The sequence below is a fragment of the Megasphaera cerevisiae DSM 20462 genome, assembly GCF_001045675.1.
Taxonomy (GTDB): domain Bacteria; phylum Bacillota; class Negativicutes; order Veillonellales; family Megasphaeraceae; genus Megasphaera; species Megasphaera cerevisiae.
The window spans coordinates 26,539-38,363 of sequence record NZ_LEKT01000005.1 but is presented as its reverse complement, the minus strand read 5'-3'; the positions used below and the strand labels follow the sequence as shown (position 1 = coordinate 38,363).

The 11,825-nt window shown below is 44.0% G+C and carries 12 protein-coding genes; all 12 read right to left on the bottom strand.

Annotated features, from left to right (window positions below):
• Positions 1-111: 111 nt before the first annotated feature.
• Positions 112-777, bottom strand: a complete 666-nt coding sequence (locus AB840_RS02535; RefSeq protein WP_048513263.1) for a 3-oxoacid CoA-transferase subunit B — start codon at positions 775-777, stop codon at positions 112-114.
• An 18-nt stretch (positions 778-795) separates the two neighbouring features.
• Positions 796-1,521, bottom strand: a complete 726-nt coding sequence (locus AB840_RS02530; RefSeq protein WP_048513262.1) for a CoA transferase subunit A — start codon at positions 1,519-1,521, stop codon at positions 796-798.
• Positions 1,522-1,949: 428 nt separating this feature from the next.
• Positions 1,950-3,035 (bottom strand): DNA-processing protein DprA, encoded by a 1,086-nt coding sequence (gene dprA / locus AB840_RS02525; protein ID WP_048513261.1) that lies wholly within the window; start codon positions 3,033-3,035, stop codon positions 1,950-1,952.
• Positions 3,036-3,069: 34 nt separating this feature from the next.
• A complete protein-coding gene (locus AB840_RS02520; protein WP_048513260.1) occupies positions 3,070-4,587 on the bottom strand; it encodes a YifB family Mg chelatase-like AAA ATPase in 1,518 nt (505 codons plus the stop codon).
• Between the two features lie 11 nt (positions 4,588-4,598).
• Positions 4,599-4,964, bottom strand: coding sequence for a YraN family protein (locus AB840_RS02515; protein WP_048513259.1), 366 nt, complete (start codon positions 4,962-4,964; stop codon positions 4,599-4,601).
• A 277-nt stretch (positions 4,965-5,241) separates the two neighbouring features.
• A complete protein-coding gene (locus tag AB840_RS02510) occupies positions 5,242-5,454 on the bottom strand; it encodes a hypothetical protein (protein ID WP_048513258.1) in 213 nt (70 codons plus the stop codon).
• Positions 5,439-5,783 (bottom strand): histidine triad nucleotide-binding protein, encoded by a 345-nt coding sequence (locus AB840_RS02505; RefSeq protein WP_048513257.1) that lies wholly within the window; start codon positions 5,781-5,783, stop codon positions 5,439-5,441. The genes AB840_RS02510 and AB840_RS02505 overlap by 16 nt, the downstream gene beginning before the upstream one ends.
• A gap of 1 nt (position 5,784) precedes the next feature.
• Positions 5,785-7,101, bottom strand: a complete 1,317-nt coding sequence (mtaB, locus tag AB840_RS02500; protein ID WP_048513256.1) for a tRNA (N(6)-L-threonylcarbamoyladenosine(37)-C(2))-methylthiotransferase MtaB — start codon at positions 7,099-7,101, stop codon at positions 5,785-5,787.
• Positions 7,101-7,832: an RsmE family RNA methyltransferase gene (locus tag AB840_RS02495; protein ID WP_048513255.1), complete on the bottom strand. Its 732-nt coding sequence runs from the start codon at positions 7,830-7,832 to the stop codon at positions 7,101-7,103. The genes mtaB and AB840_RS02495 overlap by 1 nt, the downstream gene beginning before the upstream one ends.
• Positions 7,832-8,710 (bottom strand): 50S ribosomal protein L11 methyltransferase, encoded by an 879-nt coding sequence (prmA, locus tag AB840_RS02490; RefSeq protein WP_048513254.1) that lies wholly within the window; start codon positions 8,708-8,710, stop codon positions 7,832-7,834. The genes AB840_RS02495 and prmA overlap by 1 nt, the downstream gene beginning before the upstream one ends.
• Positions 8,711-8,739: 29 nt before the next feature.
• Complete coding sequence (gene dnaJ, locus AB840_RS02485; protein WP_048513253.1) at positions 8,740-9,927, bottom strand: molecular chaperone DnaJ; 1,188 nt, start codon at positions 9,925-9,927, stop codon at positions 8,740-8,742.
• A 24-nt stretch (positions 9,928-9,951) separates the two neighbouring features.
• A complete protein-coding gene (dnaK, locus tag AB840_RS02480) occupies positions 9,952-11,802 on the bottom strand; it encodes a molecular chaperone DnaK (RefSeq protein WP_048513252.1) in 1,851 nt (616 codons plus the stop codon).
• Between the last annotated feature and the right edge of the window lie 23 nt (positions 11,803-11,825).

Here is an 11,825-nt window from a genome sequence, read left to right as displayed (position 1 = left end):
ATACGTTCTCTTGATAAGGAACAGCTTATAGGCTACGAGCTGTTTATATCAAAAGAGCGTATTTTTTATTATTCATAAAAGACTGCAATCAATCCTTTCAAGTTATTCTGCTCAAGATAGGCGATATTCACATATATCCTCTGCCACCGTAAAGGAAGCTTCTGTAATTTTCTCAATGTCCTCCACTGTTTCACCAGCAATGATTTCCTTTAATACCAGGCCGTCCTTTTCAACATAAAAAACAGCTTGATCGGTAATAATCACTTTTACAACCCCAGTACCTGTTACGGGCAGTGTACAATGTCGTTTTATTTTTGATTCTCCACTTTTGTTAGCATGCTGCAGCAGCGCCACTACCTTAGGCGTTCCCGCAACTAAATCCACAGCCCCTCCGGGGCCAGGTGAATAGCGGCCAGGTGCCAGAGGAAGAGCCCAATTCGCAATATTTCCCTCCTGATCTACCTCCAATGCTCCTAAAAAAGCGGAATCCATATGTCCGCCCCGAATCATAGCAAACGCCACCGTCGAATCAAAAACTGCCGATCCTTTCACCAATGTAATAGGCTGCCCACCCGCATTCGCAACATCCGAATCTTCCTTCCCAACATAAGGAGTTCCTCCAAATGCCAGACATCCATTCTCGGTCTGCAGAATAACTTCTATGCCCGGAGGGATAAAATTAGCAATAGCCGTCGGTATGCCAAAACCCAAATTCACATATTCGCCATCGTGTAATTCCAATGCGGCGCGGCGCGCAATACGTTCTCTGAAATCCATAAGTCCTCCCTCCTTGCATTACGGATTATTTTTTAAAAAGCCAGCATTTTTCCATAGATCACCAATGCGTTCTTGTTGTTCCTTCAAACTATATCCTTGTACTACGGCATCTACAAAAATACCAGGCGTACCTACTCTGTTAGGGTCAATATCACCGGTACGCACAATGTCATTCACTTCTGCTACTGTATAGTCGGCGGCCGTTGCCATCACCGGATTGCTGTTCACCGCAATACCGCGATATTCGATATTTCCCATCTCATCAGCCCGAAACCCTTTGATAAAAGAAATATCAGCCCTAAGAGGTGTTTCTACCAAATATTCTTTTCCATGAACAGATATTTTCTGTTTATTCTCTTCCATTAAGGTGCCTATTCCGGTAGCCGATAAAACTCCACCCAACCCAGCTCCGGCAGCTCTTATTTTTTCAATAAAATTTCCCATGGGATAGTATTCTATTTCAATCTCCCCAGCTTTATATTGCTGAACTGCCTCCGGACACGTACCCGTATGGGACGTAATAAATTTTTTGATTTGCCGTTTTTGAAATAATACCGCCAAATCAAAATTACCAGCAGGATTGGCATTGACAATGGATATGACGGTCAAATTGCCAACTCCTTTTTCAGCAATTTTTTCTATGCATTTCAAAGGAACACCTATACCTAAAAAACCACCAATCATAATGGTTGCCCCATCCTGCACTTTATGCATAGCCTGATCCAATTCAAGTAGTTTATTCATGTACTCTTCACCTCTTCTCATAAATATAGTACATTATAAAAAATAACTCTAAAAAAACGCTTTATAATCATCAAATATCGCAATTTTAAATAATTTCTTTTTAATACATAAATCTAATAAATATTTCGTTTTGTTATAAACAGTATAATAAAATTACTCTTATTTGTAAATAATATACACAAATTCATTCATATCAATTTAATATACACAAACATTTTAATATCTTTTCGTAATAATTATCAAATGTAATTAGAATTTTCATTTATACATATATATACTATGATAAAGACAGTCATATGCCGCTATTTTTGCGCAATGTACCAAGTATGATATCACTTTATTTGTGTAATAAAGTGATATCATACTGCAGTTATAAAATTATCTGTTTTTTGCAAGCATCAGATAAACTGTACATCACATCTGATCAATCATTTTCGTATATACATATTTCGCCCTCCATTTTCGATGAGTTCTTCCAGCTGAAGATGTAATAAAATAGAGCTCATCTGTGGTGCCATTATTTGTGTACGCAGAATAAGCTGATCTATCGAAATGGCAGCATCATCGGGCACCGCCGCTAAAACTGCAGATTCCTCCAAAGTAAGCGAAATTATCTTTTGTTTTATGCATTTTTTCTTTTTCTCCCAGCCATATTCTTCCAAAATATCTTGTACAGACGTCAGAACAATTGCTCCCCTTCGCAGCAACGCATTGGTTCCTCTGCTCATGGGAGAATAGATCGTTCCAGGAACAGCAAAAACATCCCGGCCCTCCTCCAAAGCAAAATCAGCAGTAATGAGCGCACCGCTGCGCAATGCCGCTTCTATAACAACAACACCGGATGAAAGGCCGGCAATAATACGATTCCGGGCAGGGAAATTTTGTGGAACAGGAACCATACCAAAAGCATACTCGCTGAGAACAGCACCGCCATGTTCAACTATATCAGAAAACAGCTTTCGGTTTTCCAATGGATATACCTGATCTAATCCATTTGCCACGACAGCCGTCGTTTTACCATATCCTAAAAGTGCTCCGCAATGGGCACTTGTATCAATCCCACGCGCTCCTCCGCTAACAACAGTAATCATATTTTGGGCCATTTCCTTTGCCAATTCCTGCGCTGCCTTAATTCCATAAGAGGTACTTTTCCTGGCGCCTACAACGGCTATCGACCTATGGATATCCGGCAATTCTCCTTGATAATACAGTACTACAGGCGGATTATAGGTTTCCTTCAAAATATGCGGATACCCTTCATCCCACAAGGAAATAAGCTTAGTATGGTATTTCCCCAAATATCTGAGTTGCTTATCCCAATCATACTGTCTGCGCCAGGAATCTATCTGATCATATACTCGCGCCGGCAGCCGAATTTTTGTTTTTAGTTCTTCACACGGTATATTCCAGACACGGAGGGCAGATCCATATATTTCCATCAACGCCCGGATACTGCGTGACCCCAAATGTGGAATAGAAAGCAAAGCGGCTGCATACAATCGTTCTTCCTGCATAGATTGACGTTTCTCCTGCCTGTCCACGACGATATCACATCCTTTGTAAGGTATTTCGATAACTGACAGCCTCGGCAATATGTGAATCTCTTATTTCTGCCGCTCCCCCTAGATCCGCAATCGTGCGGGATACCTTAATAATGCGGTCATAGCTGCGGGCACTAAGCTTCATTTTATCAAAGACCTGATGAAGAATCTGCTGTGCCTCTTTTGTCATGCCGCAGGTTTCTTTTATCTCTCGATGTCCCATGTACGCATTACAGCTTATTCCATATGATTTCAACCGCTCTTCCTGACATAATCTGGCAGCAATAACGCGTCTGCGAATATCTGCCGATGATTCCTGCGGCATTTCTGTAATTAGTTCATCATATTTAGGCCGCTCTACCTGGACATGCAAATCAATCCGGTCTAAAAGAGGTCCTGAAATTTTCCGGGCATATCGCCTGATTTCGCCGGAAGTGCAAGTACACGGATGATCGGGATCATCCAAATAACCGCACGGACAAGGATTCATAGCAGCAATTAAGACAAACCCTGCGGGATAAGTAAGCGTCGCATTAACTCTGGCAATATTTACAACAAAATCTTCCAGCGGCTGACGCAAAACCTCCAATACAGAACGCGGAAATTCCGGTAATTCATCCAAAAAAAGCACCCCGTTATGGCTCAGTGTCACTTCACCGGGTTTGGGTATCGTTCCACCGCCAATGAGTCCTGCCGTTGAGATAGTGTGATGCGGACTGCGAAAAGGACGCGCTGTCAGCATCGTCTTCTGATGGAACAAGCCGGCAACACTATAAATTTTAGTGACTTCCAGTGCCTCCTGCATATTCATAAGCGGTAGGATCGTCGGTATCCGCTTAGCCAGCATTGTTTTTCCCGATCCCGGAGGGCCAATAAGGAGTACATTATGCCCTCCGGCAGCAGCTATTTCTAAAGCTCGTTTCGCAGTAAACTGCCCTTGCACCTCGGAAAAATCAACAGTATAAACCGGTTCATCCTGAAAGGAACAATCTGACGCTGCCGGCAGCAGCAGCGCCGTTCCCAGCAGATGACCAATAATTTCCTGTAAATACGATACGGCATAAACAGTAATTTCATTGCAAAGCAATGCCTCTGCCGCATTTTCTCTGCTAACAAAAACTGTCTGGAATCCAGCAGAAACACATTGCAAAATCATGGAAAGCACACCTGTTACCGGTCTCACACAGCCATCTAAAGCCAATTCCCCAATAAATAAAATGTGGCTGCACTTTTCGGCAGGAATCTGTCCGCTCGAAACCATGATACCGACAGCAATCGCCGCATCCAGTCCGGCACTGTCTTTTTTCAGATCTGCCGGGGCCAGATTTACCGTAATACGACGCATAGGAAATTCATAGCCGCTGTTCTTCATTGCCGAGCGAACCCGTTCCTTTGATTCCTTAACCGATGTCGCCGCAAGTCCTACAATTTCAAATGCCGGCAACCCATTAGATATATCTGTTTCCACCGTAATGACATTACCGTGCAATCCCAGTGTCGTAGCTCCATATGTACGTGCAAACATAGTCACACTCCTTACTGCAAGATAAATGCATGAATAATATGATTGATCACAAAACCCGTCCGGCAATCCGGCATAACTTCGACCACATCAAACCGGCACGGCATGCTCCACAGACCGTAACGAGCAAGATAGGATTTCGCCATGATTGCTATCTTATGCTGTTTCCGCCGCTCTACTGCTTCAGCAGGACGGCCATATTCTGTAGTTTTCCTCGTTTTGACCTCAACAAAGACAAGCGTATTCCCATCTTGAGCAATCATATCAATTTCTCCAGCAGAGCTGCGATAATTTCTGCATACTATTGTATATCCTTTTTTTCGGCACAAAAAATCAGCCGCCGCATTTTCTCCCAGCATTCCCAGTTCTTTATAATTCATAATGTATGTTACTCCTTCGTCTGATCCATACACGCAATGTATCACAGAAAAATGAGATATACATCAAAATTTGATTAAAATTACATTAAAAAATACCTTACCAAATCTATTTTATATTAGAATTAGATTAAATTTAACGTAATAATACAAACTTTAAACTAAGAATATCCTTTACTGTTCCTTATCTGAAACGGTCTATCACTGTTTAACCTGTTTTACAAAAAAAAATCAGAACACTCTATCATCTGATTCCGACGATAAAGCATTCTGATTTTTTTTATAACTTCATATCCAAATACATATATGCCAGAATAAGCAGCATGACCACGATGGAAATAAGACGTATAAGACGTCCCGTTGCGTTGTTCAGTCTATTGCCGGCAGGTGTCCGGCGCACAATGCGACGACGCGCCGCAGATTTACCCGGCATTTTAACGACCTTGGGATTATCCGCTTCACGGCGGTCCGCATCGGTTAAATTCCCGGCCATGCCATTTCTTTTCCGCCCAAAATATGGGCATGCATATGTAGAACCGTCTGACCCGCCTTCTCGCCTGTATTAAATACGACACGATATCCGTCTTGATCCAATCCCAATATGGCCGCAACTTTTTGAACAGCAAACAACATTTTACCAGCAACATCTGCATCCGCTTCTGTAAGCGCGGCAATACTGGAAATATGTTTTTTTGGTATCACCAAAACATGAACCGGCGTTACTGGGTTGATATCCTTGAATGCATAAAAATTATCATCTTCATAGACCTTCGTGCTGGGAATTTCTCCCTTACTGATCTTGCAGAATAAACAATCTTCCATTTTAAGAATCCTCCTTCACTGTACCAAATAATATATGGTTATCTGTATGTTCCAACCGTACAGTAACTATAGAGCCCCGCTGATCTTCTGTCAAGCCGTCTGCACAAACTCGTTCATAATTTTCAGAAAAGCCTTCGCCTCTCGTACCCTCCTGTGTCTCAATGAGGACTCGTACCGTCTCGCCAATCATGCTATGCAGCAATACATCCTTTTGAAGAGCCGATAACGTATTGATAATTTCAACCCGCTTCTTTTTTTCCTGACTTTCTATCTGCCCCTTCATAGAAGCAGCCGGCGTACCACGGCGCGGTGAATATGGAAAGGCATGAATATGAGAAAATCGCAGTCGTTTTAAGGTATGCATTGTTTCATCAAACAATGTCTCCGTTTCACCGGGAAACCCTAAAATAATATCTGTAGAAACAGTTAATCCAGGAATGACAGTACGCAGCACATCAACAAGAGAAATATAGTCTTCCGTCGTATAATGTCGATTCATCGCCTTTAATATCGTATTGGAACCAGACTGAAGCGGTAAATGCAGATGCGGACAAATGCGATCTGACGAATTCATGATCTGTATCAAGTCCTCATCAACCTCCAGCGATTCAACAGAACCCAAACGAATACGCGGCACCTCTGTTTCCTCCAAAAGACGTCGTAAAATCAAAGACAGCTTTGGTGTATCAGGCAAATCCTTTCCATACGCCCCCAAATGAATCCCCGTCAAAACAATTTCCTTAAATCCGGCCTGAAGAAGGCGGTGCGCCTCCACAATAACCGCATCAGGCTGACGAGACTTTAACCTGCCCCGTGTATACGGAATAATACAGTACGTGCAAAAGTTGCTGCAACCCTCCTGAATTTTTAAATCTGCCCGTGTATGTTCCACCGCCGAGGGATACAAGGGTATTTCTTCAAAAATATCCTCGCTCATGATATCATGAACGACCGTTACAGTCGTCTTGGATTCCTCCTTCAACAGTTTGGACACAATTTCCACAATATGCTTCTTCTCATTCGTGCCAATAACCGCATCTACTCCCTCCATCGCTGCCAGAATCGAAGGAGCCAGCTGGGCGTAACAACCGGTAACAACAACGATGGCAGCTTGATTGCGCTTTTTTGCCCGCCGTATAAGCTGCCGTGATTTTTTTTCACCCATTTGCGTTACCGAACACGTATTAATGACGTATACATCCGCAATATCATCAAAAGCGGCTTCCGTAAAACCTCCGGATAAAAAAAGGCCGCGCATGCTGTCTGTATCATATTGATTGACACGGCATCCCAAAGTAGTAAAAGCGATAGTTGACATTACATAAATCCTCTTTCATACATAATAATGGAAAGTGCCGCCAGCGATGCCGTTTCTGCCCGCAATATACGCGGCCCTAATGACACTGTACGGCACCACGACACGTTTTTTTCCGCATAATCAATCTCTGTATCCCTGGCAAAACCACCTTCAGGACCAATACAGAGAAGCACATCCCCAGTCCGTATTTCACTGCATACCGAAGTCAATGGTGTCGTTTCCTGTTCATACGGAATAACAAATCTCACATGACTATATGCTTCAACAAGAGATGAGAAATCGGTTACTGTCTCTATTCGAGGAACGTCATCGCGACCGCATTGTTTAGCCGCTTCCATAGCCAGACGCTGCCAGCGTTCCTGTCTCCCTTTACGGCGTGCATCATTTAATTTTACTACACAATGTTCCATTTGTACAGGAACAATAGTCCCAACTCCCAACTCCGTCGCTTTTTGGATAACCCAATCAAATTTATCACTTTTCAGAATGCCTGCAGCTAAAATAACGGTCCCGTTCGTATGCTTTTTTTCGGAAATTTTATGAGTCGGCGTCAAAAAAGCAGAGTGGCCAGCCATTCGGGTAATAAGACATTCATAGGTAGCACCGGTGCAATCCGTCACTTGAATCATATCGCCAACAGTATGCCTCAATACTACCAATACATGGTGCGCGTCATCAGCAGATAGTTCAAAAGTCCCGCCAATCGGAAAATCTGTAAATATTTTTCTCATTACAAGCTCCTCATCCGTACAGCATACCAACCGTTCGACAGACACTCTTCCTCCCAGGCAAAACCGCACTGCGCCGCTGCTCCACGTATTTCGTCGATTCGTTCGTCAATAATACCGCTGGCTATAAATACGGCATCCTTGCGCATATACGCCCGAAGATCCGGCATCAATGCCAATACAGCATCAGTCACCAAATTAGCGGCTACAACATCTGCCAGCTCATAGCCGGCGGATATGGCAGTCAGCAAATCACTGTTACACACATGGATCACATCATCCGCCGCATTAAGCTCAGTATTGACTAAAGCTTGTTGCACTGCTTTCTCGTCAAAATCCACTGCAGTAACATGCGCTGCTCCCAATTTTGCGGCAGCAATTGCCAGTATTCCCGTACCTGTGCCAATATCAAATACAATATCTCCCGGTTTTACGGCGCTCTCTAAATACCGGATACACATACTTGTCGTATCATGGAGCCCACTGCCAAAGGCTTGCCCCGGATCAATATTAATAACAAATTCTCCATACGCAGGCACAGCCCTTTCCCACACCGGCGCAACCCAAAAGCGATGGGAGATCTTCTTGGGATGAAAGTATTTCTGCCAGGTATACAGCCAATCTGCATCATCAGTGCTACGCTGATATATTTTCCAGGGTCCTATTGATGAATCCCGCTGTGCCAGCAATTTCATCTGTTTCCGCACGGCCTCCGCAACCTGTTCCTTTTCCGGCGAAAAATATGCCGTAATACGAATCCGGCCTTGCTCATCTGGCTCATCGTGAATAATAGAGCCATTACTGCCGCACTCATATAAAAGAAGGGCCACCAAATCGGTGGCCGTTGTGGAAACAACTAAATCTAATTCATTCCATCTCATGGTATTCTCTCCATATTGCATCATGCAAATCAAATACTATCTTTTAGTTTGCTCCAGAATCCTTCTTTATCTTTATTTTTTTTTTTAGGCTCCCCCACCCAGGTCTCACCACTCTCTGCGGCAAATTCTCTGAGGAGTTCACGTTGTTTTTCTGTCAAACTCTTCGGCGTTGCAACAATTACCTGCACATGCAGATCGCCCCGGCGATTCTTTGAACCTAAAAAGGGAATACCTTGGTTTTTAATACGGAAAACGGTCCCCGTCTGCGTTCCTGCCGGAATTTTCAAATCAATTTTTCCATCCAGCGTATCTACGCGAACGGTAGTCCCCAATGCGGCCTGCGCAAAGGAAATAGTTTCCTGAGACACTACATCATTTCCCTGGCGCTCAAAGTGCGCATCTTTGCGGACAAAAATATAAACATATAAATCACCATGTCCACCGCCGCGTACCCCCGGCTCTCCTTCACCTGCCACACGGAGACGTGCGCCGTCATCGACACCGGCAGGAATTTTGATTTGCATTTTCTTGCGCATCTTGACCGTACCTGTACCGTGACATGTGTGGCATTTATCATGAATGATTTTACCCGTGCCGCCGCAGTGGGAACATGTACGTACGTTGACCATCTGTCCAAACGGCGTATTCTGCACAACTCGCTGCTGCCCGGTGCCATGGCAAACCGGGCAGGTTTCCACCTTGCTTCCCGGTTCAGCACCACTGCCGCCGCAATGGTCACAGGTTTCTTCCTTAGGCACTTCAATTTCCATTTCCGTACCAAATGCAGCCTGTCGGAAAGAGATTTCCACATCAAAGCGCAAATCCGCACCTCGCTGGGGTCCCTGACTGGACTGACGGCTGCCCTGTCCGCCAAAAAACGAGTCGAAAATATCTTCAAAGCCGCCGAAACCACCTTGGCTAAAGCCACCGCCCTGGCCAAAGCCGCCGAAACCGCCCTGACCAAACCCACCGGCTCCTCCAGCACCGTTTTGAAAGGCATCGGGGCCGAATTGGTCATATTGGGCACGTTTTGTCTTATCAGACAAAATACTGTACGCTTCATTAATTTCCTTGAATTTTTCTTCAGCTGCCTTCGGATCATCCAGATTTTTGTCTGGATGATATTTGATGGCAAGTTTACGAAACGCTTTTTTTATTTCAGCATCACTGGCATCTTTAGGAACGCCAAGTACTTCATAATAATCTTTTTTACTCATAGTGGGCAGCCCCTCTTATCCAACTTACTTTTTATCGTCGTCAACTACTTTATAGTCAGCATCAACTACTTTTTCACCCTTCGGTGCATCTTGTGATTCCTGACCTTCCTGCTGCGCCTGCTGAGCACCCGGCTGCTGTGCGTCTGCTTGTTTATACATTTCACTTGTCAGGTCATACAAAGGTTTTGTCAATGCTTCTGAAGCTGCCTTAATTTTATCGGCGTCTTCACCTTTCATGGCTTCCTTCAATTCAGCAATCTTATCTTTGATTTCCGAAACCTTTGATTGATCAGCTTTATCACCTAAATCCTTGATTGTCTTTTCTGCCTGATAAATCAAAGAATCCCCATTATTTTTGACTTCAATGCCTTCCTTGCGTTTCTTATCTTCCGCTTCATGAGCCGCTGCTTCTTTTACCATGCGGTCAATTTCACTCTTATCAAGACCCGATGAAGACGTAATGGTAATTTTCTGTTCTTTACCCGTGCCCTGATCTTTGGCAGAAACATTTACAATGCCATTGGCATCGATATTAAAGGTTACTTCAATGCGAGGGATTCCACGTGGAGCTGCCGGAATGCCTGACAACTCAAAACGGCCTAAAGTCTTATTATCAGCTGCCATTTCACGTTCACCCTGAAGAACATGAACATCAACAGACGGCTGATTATCAACGGCCGTCGAAAACACCTGACTGCCGGAAGTCGGAATCGTAGTATTCCGTTCAATAATTTTAGTGAATACACCGCCCAATGTTTCAATCCCTAAGGATAACGGCGTAACATCGAGAAGCAATACGTCCTTGACATCACCTACAAGGACACCGGCCTGAATAGCAGCGCCAATGGCAACACATTCATCCGGATTGACGCTTTTGCTCGGTTCTTTGCCTAAAATAGATTTGATTGCTTCCTGCACCGCCGGAATACGACTGGAACCGCCGACAAGAATAATCTTGTCAATTTCGTCAATAGTAAATCCGGAATCGGCAATTGCCTTTCTCGTCGGATCCATGGTGGCATGCACCAAATCTTCTGTCAGTTCATTAAATTTAGCACGCGTCAGCGTCAGATCTAAATGCTTTGGACCGGTGGCATCTGCAGTAATGAACGGCAGATTAATATTCGTCGAAAGAACTGTAGACAACTCAATTTTTGCTTTTTCAGCCGCTTCTTTCAAGCGCTGTTCTGCCATTTTATCTACAGAAAGATCAATGCCACTTTGTTTTTTAAATTCAGCAATCATCCAATTCATAACAGCATTATCAAAATCGTCCCCACCAAGCCGTGTATTACCATTCGTCGACTTTACTTCAAAGACACCATCCCCCAATTCCAAGATGGAAACATCAAATGTGCCGCCACCAAGGTCAAACACCAGTATTCTACCGTCGCCGCCCTTATCAAGACCATATGCCAACGCAGCAGCTGTCGGTTCATTTACTATACGCAATACATCTAATCCGGCAATTTTACCGGCATCTTTAGTAGCTTGCCGCTGGCTGTCAGAAAAATATGCAGGAACAGTAATGACAGCCTGTGTTACCTTTTCACCCAAATACCCTTCTGCGTCTTCTTTCAATTTTTGCAGAATCATAGCAGAAATTTCCTGCGGTGTGTATTTTTTGTCTTCAATATTTACCGTATAATTTTCTCCCATGTGCCGCTTAATAGAAGAAATCGTGTTTTCCGGATTGGAAACAGCCTGGCGCTTAGCCAACTGCCCTACCAGCCGTTCTCCCGTCTTAGAGAAACCAACGACGGACGGAGTCAAGCGAGATCCTTCCGCATTCGTGATAACGGTCGGTTCCCCACCTTCCATAACAGCAACGACAGAGTTTGTCGTACCCAAGTCAATACCAATTACTTTAGCCATAATAAAATTCCTCCTCTTATACT

What these genes read in the sequence shown, in the direction of transcription:
- dnaJ (WP_048513253.1), bottom strand. Translation starts at nt 9,927, where the DNA reads ATGAGTAAAAAAGATTATTATGAAGTACTTGGCGTTCCTAAAGATGCC.
- AB840_RS02505 (WP_048513257.1), bottom strand. Translation starts at nt 5,783, where the DNA reads ATGGAAGATTGTTTATTCTGCAAGATCAGTAAGGGAGAAATTCCCAGC.
- AB840_RS02530 (WP_048513262.1), bottom strand. Translation starts at nt 1,521, where the DNA reads ATGAATAAACTACTTGAATTGGATCAGGCTATGCATAAAGTGCAGGAT.
- mtaB (WP_048513256.1), bottom strand. Translation starts at nt 7,101, where the DNA reads ATGTCAACTATCGCTTTTACTACTTTGGGATGCCGTGTCAATCAATAT.
- dprA (WP_048513261.1), bottom strand. Translation starts at nt 3,035, where the DNA reads ATGCAGGAAGAACGATTGTATGCAGCCGCTTTGCTTTCTATTCCACAT.
- AB840_RS02510 (WP_048513258.1), bottom strand. Translation starts at nt 5,454, where the DNA reads ATGGCCGGGAATTTAACCGATGCGGACCGCCGTGAAGCGGATAATCCC.
- AB840_RS02520 (WP_048513260.1), bottom strand. Translation starts at nt 4,587, where the DNA reads ATGTTTGCACGTACATATGGAGCTACGACACTGGGATTGCACGGTAAT.
- AB840_RS02535 (WP_048513263.1), bottom strand. Translation starts at nt 777, where the DNA reads ATGGATTTCAGAGAACGTATTGCGCGCCGCGCCGCATTGGAATTACAC.
- AB840_RS02495 (WP_048513255.1), bottom strand. Translation starts at nt 7,832, where the DNA reads ATGAGAAAAATATTTACAGATTTTCCGATTGGCGGGACTTTTGAACTA.
- prmA (WP_048513254.1), bottom strand. Translation starts at nt 8,710, where the DNA reads ATGAGATGGAATGAATTAGATTTAGTTGTTTCCACAACGGCCACCGAT.
- AB840_RS02515 (WP_048513259.1), bottom strand. Translation starts at nt 4,964, where the DNA reads ATGAATTATAAAGAACTGGGAATGCTGGGAGAAAATGCGGCGGCTGAT.
- dnaK (WP_048513252.1), bottom strand. Translation starts at nt 11,802, where the DNA reads ATGGCTAAAGTAATTGGTATTGACTTGGGTACGACAAACTCTGTCGTT.